The following is a 22,237-nucleotide window of genomic DNA, read 5'->3' on the forward strand; positions in this document are numbered from 1 at the left end:
TTGAATTTCAGTCTATTCAATCCACCGACATTCATCTATAATCGTGTAAATTTTATATGAGAGAGATTGTAGTCAAATAGCGTTCGCCGTATTCGGTGAGTGTCATTCCACGAAAATACCCACCATCCTCATCCTTTGTTTCTGCGAATTCTAATATGCCCATTTGTTTTAAATGGAGAAGAAGAATGTCAATCTGATGGCTTAACAGATTTATCTGTATACTTCCTGCATCTTCATAGATTTTCATTCTAGCCGCATCTATTATATTTCCTTCGAAGCTATATGCGCCGCCGCGACCGGGTCGCCGCTGGATATAGCCGAACATTGAAGGACCAATGATCTTTAGCAGATCATCGTATGTATATTCTATATCCGATCTGGTGAGCTGCTTCTCTCGATCATTGTACGTCAGCGAAATGGCAAATTTGTCTTTTCCGCTTGGAGTCTTCACTTCGTCATCCAGCACCAAAGATCCATCTCGCAGTTGCTTTTTCAAACGAGTTATTTCGGCTTTTTGTCTCTCCGAAAGTTCTCTTAGTTCTTGCTCACGGCTGATATCAGCAATCGATTTGGCTTGGTCAGCTCGTACCCATCCAATCTGAGGAGCTAAGCGAATTTCACTTACTAAGCTTTTAAGCACATGTAAGCCAAGCTCTAGAGGGTCTGAAAACTTCCGGCATGTGCGTTTTAAAACTTTCGCTCGAAACGCTTCAAGCTTCTCTTTTTTTGCAGGGTCCGTTTCCAGATACTTGCCCGGAATGGCACCAATTTCATCCCTCACAAATCCTAATAGAGGAATGTTACGAGTTAGAGCGTAATCATACTCCATCTCCGTAAAGCTACTTCCCGTACTTTCATCAATAGAGCCGTAGCGTCCACCAACTAAAACTACATAATAATCAGATTCGTCGATTACTTTTCGTATCAGATCTGCTTGCCTCAGATCCGAAGCAGGAAATAGCTCCATACCAACTGGCATGTGACCTAACTCGAGTATAGCTTGAGTTACCTGTTGACGCTCTTCACGCAAGTCTTCGTAAGTCGAAGAAATAAAGACTTGGTATCGAACGTCGCCAAACATCACCTATTCCGCCGCGACGCTTTCGCCGAACAGGCCCGGTACCAGTTCCACTTCGTCGTTGGCTTCTTCGCCCGTCCGGGCCTTGCGGCGGGAGTCGAAGTTGCTCCACACGTCGCCCCAGTTGCCGCGGGTGGCGCCTTTGGAATATTCGGTGGCGCGGGTTTCGAAGAAGTTGGCGTGCTCCACGCCGTTCAGCAGCGGCTGCAGCCAGGGCAGCGGGTGGTCCTCGATCATGTAGATCTCGGGCAGGCCGAGCTGGCCCAGGCGCCAGTCGGCGATGTAGCGGATGTAGCGCTTGATCTCCTTGGCGCTCATGCCGGGGACCGGGCCCTGCTCGAATGCCAGATCAATGAAGGCGTCTTCCAGCCGCACCGTCTTCTGGCAGCAATCGATGATGTCTTCCTTCACCGCCTTGGTCAGGCAGCCGCGCTCCTTGGTGAAGGCGTGGAACAGCTTGGTGATGCCTTCGCAATGCAAGCTCTCATCGCGCACGGACCAGCTGACGATCTGCCCCATGCCCTTCATCTTGTTGAAGCGCGGGAAGTTCATCAGCATCGCGAAGCTGGCGAACAGCTGCAGCCCCTCGGTGAAGCCACCGAACATGGCCAGCGTCCGGGCGATATCCTCGTCCGTATCGACACCGAAGGTGTGCAGGTAATCGTGCTTGGCCTTCAGCTCCTCATATTCCAGGAACATGCCGTACTCGCTCTCGGGCATGCCGATGGTGTCGAGCAGGTGGCTGTAGGCGGCGATATGCACCGTCTCCATATTGGAGAAGGCGGCCAGCATCATCTTGATCTCGGTGGGCTTGAAGACGCGGGCGTATTTCTCGTGGTAGCAATCCTGCACCTCCACATCGGCCTGCGTGAAGAAGCGGAAGATCTGGGTCAGCAGGTTGCGCTCATGATCCGAAATCTTTTGCGCCCAGTCGCGGCAATCCTCACCCAGCGGCACTTCCTCAGGCATCCAGTGGATCTGCTGCTGGCGCTTCCACATGTCGTAGGCCCAGGGATACTCGAAGGGCTTGTAGGTCTTGCGGGCTTCGAGAAGAGGCATGGCGGATACTCCGGCAAAGGCAATGAGCGGCGGCGAGGGCGACACCAGCCGCCCCGCAGCCGAAGACGCGCGCGATCACGCAGCGCCATGGCATTGCCAGGAAGATAAGCATTTTGCGGCAAATTTGGAGGTACAGAATCGGAACGAAATGCGTTGTCCACAGACGCGTGGTGCAGATATCTTGTGGTCGCCGCCCATTTCACCCGCAAGGTCTTGTATCCGCCGCGGCGTGCGGGATGCGCGACGGGCATTTCCTCCGGCATGGAACCGCCCGGTGCGGCCATTCATTGTTGCGGGAAAGGCCGCAAGCTTTCGCGGCATGACATACCGGAGCAGGCCCCTTGTCGGACTCATCGAAAAATCAGTCGCAAAGCCAGTCGCAGACCTCGGGCGGGGGCGCTTCCATCGCGGAACCGGGCCAGCCTGATGCAGTTTCGCCCTATCGCGGCCCTGATGCTGCCCCGCACGACGAAAAGCGGCCCGAGACCGTAGCGGACGGCAAAGGGCCCGAGAGCATGGAGCAGCCCTACTTCTCCGAGGCGCAATCGACTTTGGGCGCAAATGCTCCTGCCGGGCGGACCGGCGATCGCTTTACCCAGCCTGAGGATGCGATCGGCACCGTTCCTCCGCCTTCTCGCGCCGAGCAGCAGCCGCAGCGGTCCGGCACGCAGGAGCCAGCCAGTTTCGCCACGCCCGAAGGCACGGTTCGCGAGGGCATGGCGGTTGTCGATAATTACGGCCACACCCTGGGCTACGTGGCGGGGGTGGATGGCGAGCGACTCCGCCTGACGTCCACCGACCCTCATGATGACGGCGTGGCCTTCCTGCCCGTCAGCCTGATCGACGGGATCGACGGTGAGCGCGTACTGCTGGCCGGGCGGGGCGACGCTTCTTTCGGCCAAGCCGCCGACTGAACGACGTCCCCTCTCTCGCCAGGCGAGAGAGGGGGAACACGTCAGGCCTTCTCGTCAGGATCGGCGACTATCACGCCGAGTGGCGTTTGCTGGTGCTGCACAACGTCCCACTCTTCGTGCGACAAACGGCGCAAGGTGCTGGTGCAAAGGGCGTGGTAGGTTTTGTCTCCGCGCTTTGCCTTCACGCGGTAGGCGATAACGATCAGCCCTTCCTGCGGGCGGCTGACCTGTGTTTCGGCAAAATCCACTTCCTCCCAGCGCGGAGTGTCCTTCACCGCCGCGGTGGCTTGCTCCCCTGTGTAGAGATAAGGTTCGGCCGGTAGCGCCATGACGCAATCCTTGCTGACGCGCTGTTCGTAAACCTCGGCGCCGCCGGTCCATAATTCCTTTTCGAACGTCCAGATGCGATCGTCTTCCACGCGCGTACTCCTCAATGTGTCCTCGCTAGAACAGAGCAAATAGCGTCGGTGATCGTAACGGTTCCCTGCCCCCGAGGACACGCCGCGAAGCGTTTCGCCAGTGCGGCAAGATCACGGAACGAAGAAGACTCAATTCCGTTTTCTAGTCGTAAGCAACGACACGATACAGGAACGCCTTCATGTTTGAGAAGCTTCGTATTAAAGAGCACATGGAAATCGCCGATAATTCGGGTCAGCATATCGGGACTGTCGATGAAGTGGTCGACGATCGCATCAAGCTGACCAAGAGCGACAGTTCTGATGGTGCACATCACTTCATCGCGATCGAGCAGATCGACCGGATTGATGACAACCGCATATACCTGAAGCAGGGTACGCCCGTTCCGATGGGCGTGGGTCAGGCCTGAGCCACTTTATCTGATGACGAGTTTCCCACGGCGGACCTCCCCCTCCCCCTCTTCCGCCGTGCGATGGCCCCGGTGTCCGACAGGACGCCGGGGCATTTTCGTATCGGATCAGAGCGAGAGACGTGTGTCAGCGGCGGCGAAACGACAGACGATCGCGCAGTTTGCGCCAGTTGAAGATCGCGAAACCGCTACCGAACACGCCGCCTGCCGTCAGCACCACCTTCAGGATCAGGCCGACGGTACCCGTCAGCGCCCCAATAGTGACGCCCCAAAACAGCTGAGACAGAACGGCGACAAGAGTGCCCATAGCCAGTCCATTGTCGCCGCACCGAAAAGAAGCAAGGTTTTACGCAGCCAGATCAGGGCGATGCTGCGCTTCCCGCTGGCTTTCGCGCAGCGCGGCATAGCCCGCCAGCGCTGCCGAGCCGGCAATCGAAAGAGCATCCTCCAGGAATGCGACCGGCGCATCACGCCCTACGGCGCGAGCCAGCACCATGCGCGCGCGATAGCTGATGTACGTGCCTAGCAGCGCGCCGGCAGCCCCAAGGCTGGCCGCGACCAGCGCCCGCCCAGGCCGTGCCGCCGCCGCGCCTGACAGGGCACCGCCGATCAACCGGCTCGCCACGCCCGGTGCCGCGATGCGGGCCGGGGTATTGGGCTGCTTGTCCGCCACATACTCCCCAATCGCCGCCGCGCTCATGATCGCGCCAGTCCACTTCGAAGTGAGGAACGAGAGGGGCGTTCCCTGCAAGCCCAAACCCTGGCTGGCGGCGGCGATGGTCACGGCGGCGGGTGGAGTGAACGTGCGCTGGCCATTGGCGAGGCCCAGCAACAGCGGCACCGAAACATCCGCCAACGTGATGCCCGATCGCGCCCCGGCGCTTTCCAGCAAGACCGGCTTGCGCTTGCGCAAACTCTTGCGCACCGCTTCGGTGACGATGCCGAAGACCGCGTGCGAAGCGAAGCCGTAAAGGTGGGTGCGCAAGGTGTAGCGCAACGGCGGCTTGGCGAATCCCAGCAGAGGCACCGCCAACTGATCGATCAGCAGCGCCGATACGAGGCCGAAGGCCAGACCGCGTCCGCGCGTGACGCCGGGCACCTTTTCCGCCAGCGCACCATAAGCCGCGCCGGTGAGGGTGCCGAAGACATAGTGGACCGCCTGCCCTCCGGCCTCACGATCGGCCCGGCGCAAGCGCGTCGTACCGACCAGCCTGGCGGCACGCAGGGCGGCCTGTTCGGTGGCGGGCGGATTGGAACCCTTGGGCTGGAAGAACGCGGCGGAATAGGTTTGGAACACCTCCATCACCGCCGACCCGGCCAGACCGGCAACAGCCCCCGCCGCCGCGCCCTCGGCCAGGGTTACGGTGATGTCGACGGCTTGGCGCTTTTGTACGGCGGTATCGGTTCCGGCCACGCCGGTGGTTTGCTGAAGCATGATCTCGTCCAATCCTGAGCCGCGCGATGGCGCGGTGGGTTCGACGTAGGGACGAACGACGCGGGTGCTTGGTTCCGCGTAACCCTTGGATCATCGCCGATCATGCCGGCCATAACGGCCAAATGCCCTCCCCCACCGATCAAATCGGCCGGGAAGGGCATTCGCGGTGGCAACTCGGATTGGGTGATGGCCTGTATCGGCGACAGGCCATCCTTATCGGCAGGCGATCATTATTGGCAGGCGAGGCACTCGTCGTAATCGGTGGTCTCGCCGATCGCGAACTTGGGGGCCTCGGGGGTATTGTCCGCCTCGACGCCGCCAGCGAACCCGGCACGTTGCACGGACTTCGAGCGCAGATAGTACAGCGACTTGATCCCGCGCTCCCACGCCTGGAAGTGCAGCATCATCAGGTCCCACTTGTCGACGTCTGCCGGGATATAGAGGTTGAGCGACTGGGCCTGGTCGATATACGGCGTGCGGTCCGCCGCGAATTCCAGCAGCCAGCGCTGGTCGATCTCGAAGCTGGTCTTGTAGACCGCCTTTTCCTCAGGCGAGAGGAAGTCGAGGTGCTGGACGGAGCCGCCATGCTCCAGGATCGAATTCCACACATTGTTGGAATCCTTGCTTTTCGAAGCCAGCAGCTTTTCCAGATATGGGTTCTTCACCACGAAGCTGCCCGAAAGCGTCTTGTGGGTGTAGATATTGGCCGGGATCGGCTCGATGCAGGCGGAGGTGCCGCCGCAGATGATGCTGATCGACGCGGTGGGCGCGATCGCCATCTTGCAACTGAAGCGCTCCATCACGCCGACGTCGGCGGCGTCGGGGCACGGCCCACGCTCGTTCGCCAACAGCATCGAGGCTTCGTTGGCCTTCTGGTTGATGTACTGGAACATCTGCATGTTCAGCGCCTTGGCCATCGCGCTTTCAAAGGCGATGCCCTTCTTCTGCAGGTACGAGTGGAAGCCCATCACGCCCATGCCCACCGAACGCTCACGCGCGGCGGAGTACTTGGCGCGCGCCATCTCGTCCGGCGCCCGGTCGATATAGTCCTGCAACACGTTGTCGAGGAAACGCAGCACGTCTTCCACGAAGCGCTTGTCGGCGCGCCATTCCTCCCAGGTTTCCAGGTTGAGCGAGGAGAGACAGCACACCGCGGTGCGATCGTTGCCCAGGTGATCACGGCCGGTAGGCAGCGTGATCTCGGAACACAGGTTCGAGGTGGAAACCTTGAGCCCCAGCTCGCGATGGTGGCGCGGCATCATGCGGTTCACCGTATCGGAGAACACGATGTAGGGCTCACCGGTCGCGAGGCGCGTCTCGACCAGCTTCTGGAAGAGCGAGCGCGCATCCACCTTCCCGCGCACCGAACCGTCCTTGGGGCTACGCAACGCGAACTCGTCGCCATTGCGCACCGCTTCCATGAACTCGTCGGTCAGCAGCACGCCGTGGTGCAGGTTGAGCGCCTTGCGGTTGAAATCGCCCGAAGGCTTGCGGATTTCCAGGAACTCCTCGATCTCGGGGTGCGAGACATCGAGGTAGCAGGCCGCCGAGCCGCGGCGCAGCGAACCCTGGCTGATCGCCAGCGTCAGCGAATCCATCACACGGACGAAGGGAATGATGCCGCTGGTCTTGCCGTTCAGGCCCACCGGCTCACCAATGCCACGCACCGCGCCCCAGTACGTGCCGATGCCGCCGCCACGCGAGGCGAGCCAGACGTTCTCGTTCCAGGTGGCGACGATGCCTTCCAGGCTGTCATCCACCGAGTTCAGGTAGCACGAGATCGGCAGGCCGCGACCGGTTCCGCCGTTCGACAGCACCGGCGTCGCGGGCATGAACCACAGCTTCGAGATGTAATCGTAAAGCCGCTGGGCGTGGTCCTGATCATCGGCATAGGCATCGGCCACACGCGCGAAGAGATCCTGGTATTTCTCGCCCGGCAGCAGGTAGCGATCGTCCAGCGTATCCTTGCCGAATTCCGTCAGCAGCGAATCACGCGTATCGTCAGTGGTGATGGTGAAGCGGCGATCATTGATCGTCTTTGAATCTCTGACCTTCTTCGCGGGTACATCCTTCACGGGCGCGGCCTTCACCGCTTCTTCGGACGGGCGCGGCCCCTTACCCGAACTCGGGGCCGTCTTTTCGGCAAACGGCATTACGGTCTGATCGGCGTCCACGGTATCTATCTGCCCTTCGCTGCCCGGTCTGAAGTCCACGTTGCGTCCCCTGTAAGCCAATCTCATCGGCCTTGCGGCGGGGCCATCCTCAATTCCTTCACAGCTTGGCCTTACCGTTCTTGAGACGCTGCACCGATGGTGCTTCGCTCCAAGCGCGAGAGACCCTGCTTAACTAGGTATTGAGGGCTCCTCCTGCAAAGAACCACAACCCATAGTGCGCGTTTCGCGAATCGACGGCAAGAGGGGCTTTCGAACCGCCTCCTCATAGCGAAGCTGCGCGACTCCTTCGCGCAGACAGGCTGCAAGGGGCAAATCGCGAAATCGGACTAAATCTTTTTCCACATTTACGCGCGCCGAACCGAATCTCGCTTGCGACCAATCGCCCGCGCCTTCCCCTCATGCGACGGGCGGAGCGAAATGCTAAGGTACCCTCGCAACCGCGAAGAGGGTGCTGCGTTTCCGACAGCATCTTCGGGGATCATCGACGTGGAAGGGCCTTAGCTCATGATCAACATCATCAGCGCCATCATCAGCGGCCTGATCATCGGCGTGCTGGCACGCTTTTTCTATCCTGGCTCGGTCAACATGGGCTGGATCGCCACGATCCTGCTGGGCATCGGCGGCTCGCTCGTCGCGGGACTGGTCGCCAGCCGGGGTTCCGGGGATTTCAACCGGGCTGGCTGCCTCGCCTCCGTAATCGGCGCGATCGTGCTGATCTTCCTGGGCCGGGTGTTCGGGATCAGCTGAGCGCCATCAGTCTCTACCTCCGCTCATGTCTAGCGGAGGTGGCGCGCAGTGCGCTTACGGCACCAGCACCGTGTCCCGTGCCTCTGCACCCGTTTCGGGATAATCCAGCGTGTAGTGCAGCCCCCGGCTTTCGTGCCGTTTGAGCGCCGAGCACACGATGAGATCGGCGCTTTGCAGCAGGTTGCGCAACTCGATCAGGTCGGTCGAGACGCGGAAGTGGCGGTAATATTCCTCGATCTCGTCGTTCAGCAGCTTGATGCGGTGTGCGGCGCGTTCCAGCCGCTTGGTGGTGCGCACGATGCCCACGTAGTTCCACATGAACCGGCGGATTTCCGTCCAGTTCTGCTTGATCACCACTTCCTCGTCAGCCTCGATGACGCGGCTTTCGTCCCACGCCCGGACCGGCGGCGGGGCATCGAAGGCGTCCCATTGCGCCAGGATATGCGCGGCGGCCGCCTCGCCGAAAACGAAGCATTCCAGCAGCGAGTTCGAGGCCAGGCGATTGGCCCCGTGCAAGCCGCTTTCGGTGCATTCGCCCGCGGCGTAGAGGCCGGGCAGATCGGTCTTGCCGTTCATGTCGATCAGGATGCCGCCGCAGGTGTAGTGCTGGGCAGGCACCACCGGGATCGGCTGGCGCGTCATGTCCAGCCCCAGACCCAGCAGCTTATCGTAGATCGTCGGGAAATGCTCGCGCACGAACTCGGGCGGCTGGTGGCTGATATCGAGGTGGACGTAATCCAGGCCGAAGCGCTTGATCTCCGAATCGATCGCGCGCGCCACCACGTCACGCGGGGCCAGTTCCAGCCGCTCGGGATCGTAGAACGTCATGAAGCGCTTGCCGGTGCGCGGATTGATCAGCCGCCCGCCTTCGCCCCGCACCGCCTCGGTGATGAGGAAGTTCTTCACGTCCAGATTGTAGAGGCAGGTCGGATGGAACTGCATCATCTCCATGTTGGAGACTCGCGCTCCTGCGCGCCACGCCATGGCGATGCCGTCGCCGGTCGCGCCGCGTGGGGCGGTGCTGAACTGATAGACGCGCCCCGCGCCGCCGGTGGCAAGGATCGTGGCCCGCGCGGTATGCGCCTCCACCTGGCCGGTTTCCTGATCCAGCGCGTAGACGCCCCAGACCCGGCCAGAGCCTGAATAGCGCTGCTCATGCCGCCCGGTGATAAGATCGATACAGGCGCGGCCCGGCAGCAGGGTGATGTTGGGATTGGTCTGCGCCGCTTTCAGCAGCGCGGCCTGCACTGCCCAGCCGGTGGCATCGTCGACATGGACGATCCTTCGGTGCGAGTGGCCCCCCTCACGAGTCAGATGCAGCGAATTGCCGTCCGTGTTGAACGGCACCCCCAGTTCCGCCAGCCGCTCGATCGCATGGGGCGCGCGCTCGATCACGAATTCCACCGTCTCCAAACGGTTGAGCCCGGCCCCGGCCACCATCGTATCGCGGATATGGTCTTCGAAGGTATCGCCCGCATCGAGCACTGCGGCAATGCCGCCCTGTGCCCAGGCGGTGGAGCCGCCGGTCAGCTCGCCCTTGGCCAGCACCAGCACTTTTAGCGTCTGCGCAAGCGCCAGCGCCGCCGTCAGCCCGGCCGCGCCGGAGCCGACGATGATCACGTCATAAGCCGGCCCCGTGGCCGCATTCAGGTCATCCATGCCGCCTCCTTGCCGCCATCGCGGAGCACCCGCAATCTTTTGTGACGGGCAATGATGCCGATTGCGTGGCTTGCCCAAGAGGGATAAGTATTATCACCTACTGTACCGGTGCCGTGGGGGCCGCGCCGGTACTCTTGCGGTATCAAGAACACTTCCTTGGGGGGAGCCGTCTGAAAGGCGGAAGGGATGAACGTATGGTTCTGAAGCGAATCCTGTGCCTCTTTGACCGACACAACCCCAAACGATCGACCGCCCATTGGGACGGGCTGAGCTACGTCGGCGAATGCCGCCGTTGCGGCCGGGCCATTCGCCGTCGCTCGCGCGGCAACTGGAAGAACGACACCGGGGCGGTATCGCCGGTATCTCCAGTCAAGCCGTCTGACCCTCGCTCGTCAGGCTGACGAACACGTCTTCCAGATCGGCTTCGCGCGTCGTGACGTCGACGATGGCAAAGCCCTGCGCCTGCACGGACGCCAGCACTTGCCCGGCGTTGCTGCGGTCCTTGTTGTACGTGATCGCGATGGTGCGCTCACCGGTCTTTTCGCTCTTGATGAAAGCGGCATCGACCGGCAGCTGGCCGAGATCCCGGTCCAGCGTCAGTTCCACCACCTTTTCCCGCGCCATGCCGACCAGTTCACGCGTGGGCTTGTTGGCGATGCACTCGCCATGGTTGATGATGGCGATCTGATCGCACAGCTCTTCTGCTTCCTCCAGGTAATGCGTGGTGAGGACGATGGTGACGCCCTCACGATTCATCTGGGTCACGAGTTCCCACAGCTGGCGGCGCAGCTCCACGTCGACACCGGCGGTCGGCTCGTCCAGCACCAGCACGGGCGGCTGATGGACCAGGGCCTTGGCGATCAGCAGCCGCCGCTTCATCCCGCCAGACAATGTGCGGGCATAGGCGTTGCGCTTGTCTGCCAAGTGGACCGCGCGCAGCAGCTCTTCGGATCGGCGCAGGTGCTGGGTGATGCCGTAAAGCCCCGCCTGGATCTCCAGCACCTCGAACGGCGTGAAGAACGGGTCGAACACGATTTCCTGCGGCACGATCCCGATCGACCGCTTGGCGTTGCGCATGTTCTCATCGATATCGAAGCCCCAGATGTCGATCGATCCGGACGTCTTTTTGACCAGGCCCGCCATGATGTTGATCAGCGTGGACTTGCCCGCGCCGTTGGGGCCGAGCAGGCCGAAGATCTTACCGACCGGCACGTCGAAGCTGACGCCCTTCAGCGCCAGTTTACCCTCGCCCCCGCCCGCCGGGGCGTAGCGCTTCACGACATCGCGGATCGAAATGGCGGGTTGATCGGTCATGCGCGGCATTTGGGGCAGGATCGCGCCGGGGTAAAGACCTGCCGCCGCATTCCCTCTGGCAAAGCCGCGACGCCCTTGGTAATCGCGCCAACCATGACCAACCCGCCCGAGACCGTCTATACCGACAAGCGCCGCGTATTCTGTGACGGCGCGACCGACATCCGCGCCGGTGCGGCGCTGGGCCATCCGCGCGTCTATCTGGAAATCGACCAGAAGGGCTATGTCGAATGCGGCTATTGCGATCGCCGCTTCGTGCTGAAGGGCGCGACCACCCACGAGCGTGAGCGCACCGAAGTGTTTCCGGGCGATCTGGACGAGTTCGGCGCCAGCGCGAGCACCAGCAGCAATCCGTAACGATCGCGCATCCGCAACGAAGCGGGTGCTGGCGCAATCCACGCGGGTGCTTATATCTGCCGGCATATGGCATTCGCACCCGATCCCCGCTCGCTCCTTTACCGCCCCGGCCAACTCACCCCGGAAGACGCCCAGGCCCTCGCCGCCGAGACGTTGAAGGCGTGTGACGATGGCGAACTGTACCTGCAATTCATCGCCTCCGAGGCGTTCGGCTTCGACGACGGACGGCTGAAAACCTGCGACTATTCGCGCGATGCGGGCTTCGGCCTGCGTGGCGTTTCGGGCGAGATGACCGGATTCGCCCACGCCAACGACATCAGCGCCGCCGCGATCCGCCGCGCGGGTGAGACGCTGAAGCTGCTGGACCCGGCCACGGGTATTCGCCCGGCACCACCCCGCGCCAGCAATCGCCATCTCTACACTGACGCATCCCCGCTCGACCTGGTGCCCTTCGCCGAAAAGGTGAAGCTGCTGGAGACGGTGGACGCTGCCGCCCGCGCCCGCGATCCGCGCGTGGCGCAAGTGTCCTGCTCGATCACCGGCAGCTGGTCCGTGGTCGAGATAGTGCGGGCGGACGGCTTTGTTGCCACCGACGTGCGCCCGCTGGTGCGCCTGTCGATCTCGATCGTCGCCGAAAGCAACGGCCGTCGCGAGACCGGCACGTTCGGCATGGGCGGTCGCTGGCTCTATGATGATCTGTTCGATCCCAAGAACTGGAACCGCGGCATCGATATCGCGCTGAACCAGGCCCTGGTGAACCTGGAAAGCGTGGATGCTCCGGCCGGAGAGATGACGGTGCTGTGCGCACCGGGCTGGCCCGGCGTCCTGCTGCACGAAGCGGTGGGCCACGGCCTGGAAGGCGATTTCAACCGCAAGGGCACCAGCGCTTTCTCTGGCCGCATCGGCGAGCGAGTCGCGGCACCGGGCGTCACCGTGGTGGACGATGGCTCGATCGTGAACCGGCGCGGATCGCTATCGATCGATGACGAAGGCACTCCTACCCAGGAAACAGTGCTGATCGAGGACGGCATCCTCAAAGGCTATATGCAGGATCGGCTGAATGCCCGCCTGATGGGCGTAGAGCCGACCGGCAACGGCCGCCGCGAAAGCTATGCCCACGTGCCGATGCCGCGCATGACCAACACCTTCATGAAGGGCGGCAACGACGATCCGGCGGAACTGCTGAGCCGCATCAAGAACGGCATCTACGCCAAGAGCTTTGGCGGCGGTCAGGTCGATATCGTTTCGGGCAAGTTCGTATTCTCCTGCACCGAGGCCTACAAGGTGGAGAATGGCAAGCTGGGCGCACCGATCAAGGGCGCAACGCTGATCGGCGATGGGCCGTCGGTCCTCACCCGCGTCACCGGCATCGGCAACGACATGGCGCTGGACGAAGGCGTGGGCGTCTGCGGCAAGGGCGGGCAGAGCGTGCCTGCGGGCGTCGGGCAGCCCACTTTGCTGATCGAGGGGCTGACCGTGGGCGGAACGGCCTGATCCAGCTGAACCGGCGGATCCATCCGGCGATCTTGTGCGTTACTTTTCAGCACTGGTTCAGCGCGAGCCGGCTATTGGTCGCGTGAAGAACACCGAACAAGAGGTCGCAATGAATAAGCAATCAAGCGCGGCGATCGTACTGGCCGCCATTTCCGCCACTATTGTAGCCGCCCCTCCCGCTGTTGCTCGGGACCGGCTAACGGGTGAGGCGCAACTGGCCAAGATGCTCGATGGGCGGGAGCCGGGCAAGCCGGTGAACTGCCTGCCGCTGGGCCAGTCCAGCGAACAGCGCATCATCGATAAGACGGCGATCGTCTATCGCTATGGCAGCACGTTATATGTCAACCGGCCCAGCAATCCCGAGTCGCTGGACAACGACGATATCATGGTGACCAAGCCGCTGAACGGCCAGCTTTGCAGCGTCGATACCGTGACGCTGATTGATCGCAACTCGCGGTTCTATAGCGGTTTCGTCGGCCTGCAGCAGTTCGTGCCATACAAGAAGGTGGCATCGGCGCGTTGAGCCTGATCGGCGTTCCGGAGCCGAGGAGCCGAAAGTGGGGACGCTTGATCCTGGCCGCCGTCTATGGCGCGGCGGGGATCATTCATCTCACCCGGCCAGCACCCTTCCTCGCGATTACGCCCGACTGGGTGCCCGCGCCTGACGTCGTCATCGCGCTGACCGGAATGGCGGAGATCGCCGGCGCTATCGGCCTGGTGCAGACACGCTCCCTGCCGTTGCGGCGCGCGGCGGGATGGGGCCTGGCGCTATATGCTTTGTGCGTGTGGCCGGCGAACTACCACCACATGCAACTGGACATGGCGCGGCCCGATCACGGCCTGAGCCTGGCCTATCACGTCCCGCGATTGCTGGCCCAGCCGCTGATCATCGGGTGGGCGTTGTGGGCCAGCGCCGTGATCGAGCATTTGCGCACTACGCGCAAATCCTCCCCGCTTCGCTGAAAGCACAAGACGCGCGATAGCTGTCGGCCTAGGGAGCGCCGATGCGCGCCTCCTTGCGAACCATCTTACGGTCACCTTCTGGTCCCGCCTGGATCGGCGCGATCATTACACTCGCACTGCCATGCCCGGCCGCCGCGCAACCGGCCCGGCCCACAGGTGAGCCTTATCCCATCACCGTCATCGGGCGCGGCCTGTCCGATACGCCCGCCACGCCCGCTTACGATACGACCGTGCTGGAGCGCGATGCCATCGCCGCCAGTGCTTCGGGCCGGATCGAGGATGTGCTGGCCTCCGTCGCCGGGTTCTCTCAGTTCCGCCGGTCTGACAGTCGCTCCGCCAACCCGTCGAATCAAGGCGCGACACTGCGCGCGCTGGGCGGCAATGCCTCAAGCCGCGCGCTGGTCCTGCTGGACGGCGTGCCGGTGGCCAACCCGTTCTTCGGCTACATTCCGTTTAGCGCACTCGCGCCGCAGCGGCTGGGGCGGGTCCAGATCACGCGCGGCGGGGGTGCAGGCGCATTCGGGGCGGGCGCGGTATCGGGCACGATCGAGCTGGAAAGCGGCTCTCCCGACACGCTGGGCCCACTGACTGCCGAGGCACTGGTTGACCAGCGTGGCGAGACGCAGGCCGCCCTCACCGTTGCGCCGCAACTGGGGCAAGGCTTCGCCGTCGCCAGCGTGCAATGGGATCGCGGCAAGGGCTTCTGGACCACGCCATCGGGCCAGCGCACTCCCGCCAGCGTCCGCGCCGGATTCGAAAGCTGGTCAGCCGCGGTGCGCGCCGTCGCACCTCTGGACGCGACCACGGAACTGCAAGCCTCCGTCCTGGCCTATGACGATCAGCGCACCCTGCGCTTTGCCGGCGCCGATTCGCGCTCCAGCGGCCAGCAAGCCAGTCTGCGCCTGGTAGGCCGGGGTGCCTGGGCGTTCGATGTGCTGGGCTATGTCCAGACGCAGGATTTTGCCAACATCGTCATCAGCAGCACCAGCTTTCGCAAGACGCTGGACCAGGTGAAGACGCCATCCACCGGCTACGGCGGCAAGATCGAACTGCGCCCGCCCCTGGCCCGCAACCACGTGACCCGGCTCGGCGCCGACCTGCGGGTGGCGGAAGGCGCGCTTTATGAGGAACCGTTCAGTGCGCAAACGGGCCTTCGCACCGCCCTGCGCCGTGCAGGTGGCCGAAACACAGATCTAGGCCTCTACGCCGAAGACGATTGGACAATCGGCCGCCTGACCTTGACCGCAGGCGCACGCGCCGATCGCTGGCGGATCGACAACGGCTTCTTCCGCGAGATCGCCGCATCCGGCCGCATGACGACGGACAACCGCTACGCCGATCGCGCCGGTTGGACCGGCAATTTTCGCGGAGGAGCGGTGTGGCGCGTGGGCGATGCGATCAGCGTCCGGGCCGCCGCCTACACCGGTTTTCGCCAGCCGACGATGAACGAACTGTACCGCCCCTTCGTGGTCTTCCCGATCACCACGCAGGCGAACGCCGCGCTGAAGAACGAAAAGCTGGAAGGTTATGAGGCAGGTTTGGAGCTGCGGCCTTCAGCTGGCCTGGCCCTGACGGTGACGGCGTTCGACAACCAGCTGAAGAACGCCATAGCCAACGTCACCCTCTCTCCCACCACGCGCCAGCGCCGCAATGTCGATGCGATTCGCGCGCGCGGCCTGGAACTTGGTGCGCGGGGTGCGTGGGGTACGTTTTCGCTGGATGCCAGCTTGTCCTGGACGGACGCCAAGGTGGATGCGAGCGGACCGTCCGCCGCGCTTGACGGCCTGCGCCCCGCGCAAGTGCCGCGCCTTGCCGCCAGCGGCACGCTCGGCTGGCAACCGGCCGCCGGCTGGCGGTTGAGCAGCACCGTTCGCCACGTAGGCCGACAGTACGAGGATGATCTGCAGACCGACGTGCTTCCCGCCGTCACCACCGTGGACGGGGTGGTGCAGGTGCCACTACGGCCCGGGGTCAGTCTGTTGCTGCGCGCCGAAAACCTGCTGGACGCGCGCATCGTCACCCGCAACCAGGCCGGGTCGATCGACCTGGGCGCGCCGCGCACCATCTGGGGCGGGCTGAAGGTCGGCTTGCGTTAGCGGCGCACCTTTCGGTAAAGCCTCGGCCGATGCCTCGCCTGACCGTCAACGATCGTGCGATCGAGATCGACCTTGATCCGGTCACGCCCCTTCTGTGGGGCCTGCGCGATGCTGCCAATCTGACGGGCACGAAATACGGCTGCGGTGTGGGCGATTGCGGGGCGTGCATGGTGCTGATCGACGGAGAGGCGCGGCGATCCTGCCTGGTCAGCCTGGCCGAGTGCGAAGGCCGCGCCGTCACCACCATCGAAGGCCTGTCACGCGATCGTTCGCATCCCGTGCAGCAGGCGATGGTGGCCGAGCAAGCGATCCAGTGCGGCTTTTGCACGCCGGGCATCGTCATCGCCGCAGCCGGACTGCTGGCGCGAAACGCCAATCCGTCCGATGCGCAGATCAAGGCGGCGATACCCAACTTGTGCCGCTGCGGCGTCTATCCCCGATTGCTGCGCGTCGTGCAGCAGGCCAGCCGCGCCATGCGGGGCAACGCCGCTGCCGGCGCCACTCCAGTCACCACCATACCATCCGAAGGAACCCCTCGATGAAGGCCACGATCTGGCACAATCCCAGCTGCGGCACCTCGCGCAAGACCCTGGCGATCCTGCGGGAAACGCCCGACGTCGAAGTGACGGTGGTGGAATATCTCAAGACGCCGCCCAGCGTGGACAAGCTGGCGCAGCTCTACCGCGATGCCGGGCTCACCCCGCAAGCCGGGCTGCGCACCCGCGGCACCGACGCGGCGGAGCAAGGCTTGCCCGATGCCGACGACCAGACGGTGCTTGCCGCCATGGCGCAAGAGCCGATCCTGATCGAACGACCACTGGTGGAAACCGAAAAAGGCGTGCGGCTTTGTCGCCCGCAGGACAAGGTCCACGAGATACTCTGAGCGCTCCGCCAAGGCGCGCTCCCTTGCCAAGACGGGATGAATCTGCCACCGCGCCGGTTCGATATAAAAAGCCATGACAGCCTGAGAGCCGCCTCCAGCATGACCAGTTCAGAGCTCGCCCGCGAGGCGCTGCCACAGAAAATCGTGCGCAAGATCAAGCATTCGCTCGGTCCTTGGGGCGTTTTCCTTGAAGGTTTCATCCGTCATCCGGTGATGGTCGGATCGATCATCCCCTCCTCGCGCTTCACCATCGCCAAGATGCTGAGCCGGGTGAAGTGGGACGAGTGCAAGCTGTTCGTGGAATATGGCCCCGGCGTCGGCACGTTCTGCCGCCCCGTGCTCGACCGCCTGCCGCGCGACGGTGCGCTGATCGTGATCGATACGAACCCGCTTTTCATCGATTACCTGCGCCGCACCATCACCGACAACCGCTTCACCGCCGTGCTGGGCTCGGCAGCGGATGTGGAAGAGATCATTCGGGCGCAAGGCCATGATCATGCGGACTACGTACTGTCCGGCCTGCCCTTCTCCACCCTGCCCGAAGGTGTCGGCCCGGCCATTGCCGCCGCCACCCACCGCGTGATTCGCCCAGGCGGCGCGTTTCTGGTCTACCAGTTCACCTCCCGCGCGCGCGATTTCATGGCCCGCCATTTCACGCGGATCGACAACGACTTCGAGCTGCTGAACGTGATGCCCTGCTTCCTGTTCTGGGGCTGGAAGGACGAAGAAGCCGCCTGACCATCCGTCCGCCGCTTAGCGCGGAACGGGCAAGCTGGTTTCATCCGCAGGCTGCATTTGCAGGGAGCCCAGTTCAGGGGCCGTCATTCGAATGTGTTTTGCACGCCGGTTTCATCACCACCCAGTTGGCGATGGACCGCGGCGATGATCGCCACGAAATACATCTGCGCCACACCCGTGATGACGGAGGAGACCAGCGCGTTGCCGATCTCGGCCGTCGTAGCGCTGCCCAGCATTTGCAGCGGCAAGCCGATGAACAGGTTGACGATCATCAGCACCACGCCCGCCGCCAGGAAAAACAGGGCGTAGAAGGCCAACAGGCGCCAAGCGTTGCCACCGGTCAGCCGCCAGGACCGGCGCAGGGCCCGCAGCGGATTGCGCTCTCCCTCGATCGCGACGACGGCCCCCGACAACGAAACCCTCAACAGCACGACGGCGAACAGCAGCAGGACGAGCAGCACCCCCGCGGCGGCGATCGTGACGACGCCGCTCAGGGCGAGGAGCGTAATGATCGCAACGCCGACCACGCCCAGCCCCAAACCGAGCAGAATCAGCCCGCCAAGATAGGCCGGCAAGCCCGCCACACCCAGCCGCAGCGCTTCTCCCACGGTCGGCCGCGCGGCGTGGCGCAACAGGATGAGCAACGCCAGCGTGCCCAGCGCCTGGCAGATCGCCAGCGGTATCATCGCCGGCAGCGCAGTGGCGTAATAGCTTTGCACCAGAGCTACGATCTGCTGCTCGCTCATCCCCACGGTGGGCTCGGGCTGGGGGAAGAACAGCGCCAGCACCAATTGCGGCAGCAGGAAGAACACGCCTGCCAGCGCCAGGGCCGCATCGCGATTGCGCGATATGTCACGGTTGGCGTCCTTCCATGCGCGGTTGCTGTCGAGCTTCATCGTCATCTCCGGGTGATCGGCCGTCCGCTCTAGGCCTGGGCGCGGACGGAAGAAAGACCCCCTTGATAAGCGCAGCGATTGCGGCCACGCAAAGGCGGTATGACGGCCGTTCCCCCCACCACTGCCAGCGACCTTGAACTGCGCATCGCCGCGCGCCCGGTGCCTTACCGGGAAGCGCTGGCGGAGATGACGGCGCGCAATGCCGCGATCGCCGATGGTGAGGCGCAGGATCTGATCTGGCTGCTGGAGCACCCGCCGGTGTATACCGCCGGCACCAGCGCGGCGGCGGCCGAATTGCTCGATCCCCGCTTTGAAGTGGTCGAAGCCGGGCGCGGCGGGCGCTATACCTATCACGGCCCCGGCCAGCGCATCGGCTATGTCGTGATGGATTTGCGCAAACGCGCGCGCGACGTGCGTGGTTTTGTGCACGCACTGGAAGGCTGGGTGATCCGCACGCTGGAAGACTTCGATGTTGAAAGCTTCCGTAGCGAGGGCCGTATCGGTATCTGGACTCAGGATATCGACGGGCGTGAGGCGAAGATCGGCGCCATCGGCGTGCGCATCCGCCGCTGGGTGACGATGCACGGCTTTTCTGTGAACCTCAGCCCCGATCTTTCGCATTTCAGCGGCATCGTGCCCTGCGGGATCGAGGAGTTCGGCGTGACCAGTCTGGAACGGCTGGGGCGCAAGGTGTCGGCAGAGGCGTGGGACCAGGCCTTGCTGGCGCATATGCCCGCTTTCCTGGAAGCGTTGGACAAGGCCTGCCCGCCCACAAGCGAAGGAACCGCATGATGAAGGCGAGATTGGGATTCGCCCTGGTGGCGGCAGCGACGCTGGCCGCTTGCGGCAGCAAGGACGAGACAAAGCAGGACGGCGCATCGTTCGGGCAAGTCCTGCCGGGCTCGGCCAGCGATGCGATGCTGCCCTACGATACGGCCACCTCCGCACCGCCGCTGGAGCCGCCGACGTATGAGGCCGAAACCGGTTCGGCCCGCAAGGCCGGCTCTGGAACGCCTGCCACGCCCACCGAAGATATCGCGCCTGAGGCTGTGCCGACCTAGGGAGCGCGCCTTTCAACGCCGGTCCGGGAGACCACCCGATCTGTCGAACGGGATCTGTCCAAGGATGGCGGAAGCGCTTGGAGCGGCCCCGTTACAGCGCCTTTTCGTAGATCCGGTATTCGCGGTTGATCTTGCTGTCGATGGAGTCGGCGATCGCCACCATTCCCTGGTTGTCCTCCAGGATCCAGCCGATCTCCGCACGCGTGCCGCGATACTTGGTGACGGCAGCACGGCGGATATATTCGATCATCATGAAGGCCAGCTGGCTGGCCAGGCGCGAGCTCTGCAGCCGCTTGCGCACGCCCATCAGCGGCACGCGCATATCGGCGGGGCGCGGCTTCCTCAGCCATAGCGCCAGCTTGATCCAGCCCAGCAGCGAGGGTTTGCCGTTGCGGCCGTTGATCCGCATCTGCGCCTGGTTGAGGTCCGGCCAGGTCATCATGAACGCCACCGGCTCCCCTTCATACTCGGCGATCCGGATCAGGTCGGGGTGGACCAGCGGCTTCAGTTTCTTGCCGGTGTAGGCGATTTCCTTTTCGGTGAAGGGCACGAAGCCCCAATTGTCCGACCAGGCATCGTTCAGGATGTCGCAGATGATCGCGGCCTCCTTGTCGAAGTCCTTCAACACCACTTCGCGGATGCGGATCTTGGCGTTCTTCTCACCCGAAGAGATGATGCGCTGGATCAGCGGCGGATAGATCTTGCGGATATCAAGATCATACGTGACCAGCTTTTTCGCCAGCGTGTAGCCTGCGCCTTCCACCCAGGGCTGATAGTCAGCCGAGTGGTGCGCCATCATCACCATCGGCGGGTGCTCGAAGCCCTTCACCTGAAGGCCCGGCTCTTCCCATACCGACAAATTCATCGGCGCCAGCACGCGATGCATGCCCTGCTGCCGCAACCAGCCTTCAGCCGTGGCGATCAGGCTGCGCGCCACCGCCTCGTCATCCGCCTCGATAGCGCCCCAGTTGCCGGTACCTGGGCCCATGCCCTTTTCGACCGGCTGGCCCAAAGCCAGTTCATCGATATGCGCGGAGATGCGGCCGACCACCTTCCCGGCTCGCTTGGCCAGGAACAGCTGGACGCGGGCATGATCGAAGAACGGGTTCTTCCCTGGCGTGAATTTCTCGATCTCTTCCATGCGCAGATTGGCGACCCAATTGGGATCGCCGGCATTTCGCCGATAAGCGTAATCGACAAAGGCGGCGCGTCCGGCCTTGTCCGACACCGGCTCGATGATTAGGTCGCCCGGGATCGATTGCGCGGTTTGCTGAGCTTCGGCCACGATGCTGCCTTTGTTCCAGGTTAGTTAAGCGGTCGTGCGCGAAGTGCGGCGGTGCCGGGTGCGTTGTCAAGCAAGTGCTGCAGTCCACAGAAACAAAGCAGCAATGCCGCGCAGTTCGCCCAGGCCATCAAGGCATACGGATCTAGAAGACATGAGTGTGTACCAGACCATAGGACCGGCCGAATCGCAGCCCGCAGAGCGCATGGCCTCTCCGGCGGCACCTGCGCGCGTCGCCATCCCGGACGACAAGGACATGCTGCGCGCCGCCGTAGAGCTGACGCGTGACATCTCCACGGCCCGCCCCGCGATCTACTGGACCGACATGCTGGTGTCCGCCGCGGTCGGCTATACCGCTCTGGCGGCTACGATCCTGGCCGATCGCCCGGCGATCGCGGTGCCCTGCGGCCTTGTCGCGGCGCTGGCGCTCTATCGGGCCATGCTGTTCATCCATGAGCTGACCCACATCCACCGCGACGCGCTGCCCGGCTTTCGCACCGCGTGGAACGTGCTGGTCGGCATTCCCCTGCTCACGCCCTCGCTAATGTATGAGGGCGTGCATCAATTGCATCACGCGCGCACCCGATACGGCACCGCGGACGATCCGGAATACCTGCCGCTCGCGCTGATGAAGCCGTGGTCGCTGCCGCTGTTCCTGGTCACCGCGATCCTGCTGCCGCCCGCGCTGTTGGTGCGCTCCGCCGTGCTGGTGCCGCTGGGCGCGGTGATTCCGCCATTGCGCAAGCTGGTGTGGGAACGGCTGTCCTCGCTATCGATCAATCCCGGTTTCCGCCGCCGCCCGCCGGAGGGTGCGGCCAAGCGCATGGTGTTCTGGCAGGAGCTGGGCGCCAGCGTCTGGGCGATCACGCTTGTGGCGGCGAGCTTTACCTATGGCTGGCGTCCGCTGCTGATCGCGATGGCCGTGGTTTCAGTGGCCGCGGTGCTGAACCAGCTGCGCACCCTGGTGGCCCACCTGTGGGAGAACGAGGGCGAGGCGATGACCGTCACCGCGCAATACCTCGATTCGGTGAACGTACCGCCGCCCGGGCCGGTCCCGGCACTCTGGGCTCCGGTGGGTCTGCGCTATCACGCCTTGCACCACCTGCTGCCCAGCATGCCGTACCATTCGCTGGCCGAAGCCCACCGCCGCCTCAGCGCGCACTTGGGCACTGACGGCACTTACGTGAAGGCGAACCATCCGGGGCTGTTCGCGCTGGTCGGCAAGATCGCGCGCAGCACGATGCGGGTGGGGTGACTGCGGGGG

General features: G+C 63.4%; 24 protein-coding genes. 14 read left to right on the top strand and 10 right to left on the bottom strand.

Going from position 1 to position 22,237, the window contains the following annotated elements; translation table 11 throughout:
• Positions 1-52: 52 nt before the first annotated feature.
• On the bottom strand, positions 53-1,081 hold the full coding sequence (locus tag GGR39_RS00700; RefSeq protein WP_183615458.1) for a DUF4062 domain-containing protein: 1,029 nt from the start codon (positions 1,079-1,081) through the stop codon (positions 53-55).
• A 3-nt stretch (positions 1,082-1,084) separates the two neighbouring features.
• Positions 1,085-2,137 (bottom strand): ribonucleotide-diphosphate reductase subunit beta, encoded by a 1,053-nt coding sequence (locus tag GGR39_RS00705; protein ID WP_183615459.1) that lies wholly within the window; start codon positions 2,135-2,137, stop codon positions 1,085-1,087.
• Between the two features lie 341 nt (positions 2,138-2,478).
• Here GGR39_RS00705 and GGR39_RS00710 point away from each other — a divergent pair, with 341 nt between their 5' ends.
• Positions 2,479-3,051, top strand: a complete 573-nt coding sequence (locus tag GGR39_RS00710) for a DUF2171 domain-containing protein (protein ID WP_183615460.1) — start codon at positions 2,479-2,481, stop codon at positions 3,049-3,051.
• 41 nt (positions 3,052-3,092) lie between these two features.
• Here the strand turns inward: GGR39_RS00710 and GGR39_RS00715 are convergent, their stop codons facing one another.
• Entirely contained in the window at positions 3,093-3,470 is a 378-nt protein-coding gene (locus GGR39_RS00715; protein WP_183615461.1) for a DUF4440 domain-containing protein, read from the bottom strand.
• Positions 3,471-3,649: 179 nt separating this feature from the next.
• Between GGR39_RS00715 and GGR39_RS00720 the strand changes: the two genes are divergently transcribed.
• A complete protein-coding gene (locus tag GGR39_RS00720; protein WP_183615462.1) occupies positions 3,650-3,877 on the top strand; it encodes a DUF2171 domain-containing protein in 228 nt (75 codons plus the stop codon).
• A gap of 127 nt (positions 3,878-4,004) precedes the next feature.
• Here the strand turns inward: GGR39_RS00720 and GGR39_RS00725 are convergent, their stop codons facing one another.
• The 3 genes from GGR39_RS00725 to GGR39_RS00735 form a co-directional block, all read right to left on the bottom strand.
• A complete protein-coding gene (locus GGR39_RS00725) occupies positions 4,005-4,184 on the bottom strand; it encodes a hypothetical protein (RefSeq protein WP_183615463.1) in 180 nt (59 codons plus the stop codon).
• 39 nt (positions 4,185-4,223) lie between these two features.
• Positions 4,224-5,312 carry a DUF1440 domain-containing protein gene (locus tag GGR39_RS00730; RefSeq protein WP_183615464.1) on the bottom strand — a complete coding sequence of 363 codons (1,089 nt, stop codon included), beginning with the start codon at positions 5,310-5,312 and terminating at the stop codon, positions 4,224-4,226.
• A gap of 230 nt (positions 5,313-5,542) precedes the next feature.
• The gene (locus GGR39_RS00735; protein WP_425490571.1) at positions 5,543-7,525 is read right to left on the bottom strand and encodes a ribonucleoside-diphosphate reductase subunit alpha; all 1,983 of its coding nucleotides are present in this window, start codon (positions 7,523-7,525) and stop codon (positions 5,543-5,545) included.
• A gap of 465 nt (positions 7,526-7,990) precedes the next feature.
• On the opposite strand from GGR39_RS00735, the gene GGR39_RS00740 reads away from it, so the two are divergent.
• A complete protein-coding gene (locus GGR39_RS00740; RefSeq protein WP_183615466.1) occupies positions 7,991-8,233 on the top strand; it encodes a GlsB/YeaQ/YmgE family stress response membrane protein in 243 nt (80 codons plus the stop codon).
• A 54-nt stretch (positions 8,234-8,287) separates the two neighbouring features.
• Here GGR39_RS00740 and nadB read toward each other — a convergent pair whose 3' ends face one another.
• Both nadB and GGR39_RS00750 read right to left on the bottom strand, forming a co-directional pair.
• Positions 8,288-9,892, bottom strand: coding sequence for an L-aspartate oxidase (gene nadB / locus GGR39_RS00745; protein ID WP_183615467.1), 1,605 nt, complete (start codon positions 9,890-9,892; stop codon positions 8,288-8,290).
• 369 nt (positions 9,893-10,261) lie between these two features.
• Positions 10,262-11,206: an ABC transporter ATP-binding protein gene (locus GGR39_RS00750; protein ID WP_183615468.1), complete on the bottom strand. Its 945-nt coding sequence runs from the start codon at positions 11,204-11,206 to the stop codon at positions 10,262-10,264.
• A 93-nt stretch (positions 11,207-11,299) separates the two neighbouring features.
• On the opposite strand from GGR39_RS00750, the gene GGR39_RS00755 reads away from it, so the two are divergent.
• The 8 genes from GGR39_RS00755 (at position 11,300) to GGR39_RS00790 (ending at position 17,734) form a co-directional block, all read left to right on the top strand.
• Positions 11,300-11,560 (top strand): zinc-finger domain-containing protein, encoded by a 261-nt coding sequence (locus tag GGR39_RS00755; protein ID WP_183615469.1) that lies wholly within the window; start codon positions 11,300-11,302, stop codon positions 11,558-11,560.
• 66 nt (positions 11,561-11,626) lie between these two features.
• Positions 11,627-13,054, top strand: a complete 1,428-nt coding sequence (gene tldD / locus GGR39_RS00760; RefSeq protein WP_183615470.1) for a metalloprotease TldD — start codon at positions 11,627-11,629, stop codon at positions 13,052-13,054.
• Positions 13,055-13,163: 109 nt separating this feature from the next.
• Positions 13,164-13,577 carry a hypothetical protein gene (locus GGR39_RS00765; RefSeq protein ID WP_183615471.1) on the top strand — a complete coding sequence of 138 codons (414 nt, stop codon included), beginning with the start codon at positions 13,164-13,166 and terminating at the stop codon, positions 13,575-13,577.
• Positions 13,578-13,621: 44 nt separating this feature from the next.
• A complete protein-coding gene (locus GGR39_RS00770) occupies positions 13,622-14,017 on the top strand; it encodes a DoxX family protein (protein ID WP_246388175.1) in 396 nt (131 codons plus the stop codon).
• 41 nt (positions 14,018-14,058) lie between these two features.
• Positions 14,059-16,113, top strand: coding sequence for a TonB-dependent receptor plug domain-containing protein (locus GGR39_RS00775; RefSeq protein WP_183615472.1), 2,055 nt, complete (start codon positions 14,059-14,061; stop codon positions 16,111-16,113).
• A 29-nt stretch (positions 16,114-16,142) separates the two neighbouring features.
• A complete protein-coding gene (locus GGR39_RS00780; protein WP_183615473.1) occupies positions 16,143-16,655 on the top strand; it encodes a (2Fe-2S)-binding protein in 513 nt (170 codons plus the stop codon).
• A complete protein-coding gene (locus GGR39_RS00785) occupies positions 16,652-16,996 on the top strand; it encodes an arsenate reductase family protein (protein ID WP_183615474.1) in 345 nt (114 codons plus the stop codon). Before GGR39_RS00780 ends, GGR39_RS00785 begins: the two co-directional genes overlap by 4 nt.
• Before the next feature lie 99 nt (positions 16,997-17,095).
• Positions 17,096-17,734, top strand: a complete 639-nt coding sequence (locus GGR39_RS00790) for a class I SAM-dependent methyltransferase (protein WP_183615475.1) — start codon at positions 17,096-17,098, stop codon at positions 17,732-17,734.
• Positions 17,735-17,817: 83 nt separating this feature from the next.
• Here GGR39_RS00790 and GGR39_RS00795 read toward each other — a convergent pair whose 3' ends face one another.
• On the bottom strand, positions 17,818-18,630 hold the full coding sequence (locus GGR39_RS00795) for a DUF7847 domain-containing protein (RefSeq protein ID WP_183615476.1): 813 nt from the start codon (positions 18,628-18,630) through the stop codon (positions 17,818-17,820).
• Between the two features lie 99 nt (positions 18,631-18,729).
• On the opposite strand from GGR39_RS00795, the gene lipB reads away from it, so the two are divergent.
• Together lipB and GGR39_RS00805 are read left to right on the top strand one after the other, a co-directional pair.
• The gene (lipB, locus tag GGR39_RS00800; protein ID WP_183615477.1) at positions 18,730-19,422 is read left to right on the top strand and encodes a lipoyl(octanoyl) transferase LipB; all 693 of its coding nucleotides are present in this window, start codon (positions 18,730-18,732) and stop codon (positions 19,420-19,422) included.
• Positions 19,422-19,691, top strand: coding sequence for a hypothetical protein (locus tag GGR39_RS00805; protein WP_183615478.1), 270 nt, complete (start codon positions 19,422-19,424; stop codon positions 19,689-19,691). The genes lipB and GGR39_RS00805 overlap by 1 nt, the downstream gene beginning before the upstream one ends.
• Before the next feature lie 91 nt (positions 19,692-19,782).
• Here the strand turns inward: GGR39_RS00805 and GGR39_RS00810 are convergent, their stop codons facing one another.
• Complete coding sequence (locus GGR39_RS00810) at positions 19,783-20,976, bottom strand: N-acetyltransferase (RefSeq protein WP_288418181.1); 1,194 nt, start codon at positions 20,974-20,976, stop codon at positions 19,783-19,785.
• A gap of 151 nt (positions 20,977-21,127) precedes the next feature.
• Here GGR39_RS00810 and GGR39_RS00815 point away from each other — a divergent pair, with 151 nt between their 5' ends.
• Positions 21,128-22,228, top strand: a complete 1,101-nt coding sequence (locus GGR39_RS00815; protein ID WP_183615479.1) for a fatty acid desaturase family protein — start codon at positions 21,128-21,130, stop codon at positions 22,226-22,228.
• The last annotated feature ends 9 nt before the right edge of the window (positions 22,229-22,237 follow it).

The organism is Novosphingobium fluoreni (assembly GCF_014196615.1).
Taxonomy (GTDB): Bacteria; Pseudomonadota; Alphaproteobacteria; order Sphingomonadales; family Sphingomonadaceae; genus Novosphingobium; species Novosphingobium fluoreni.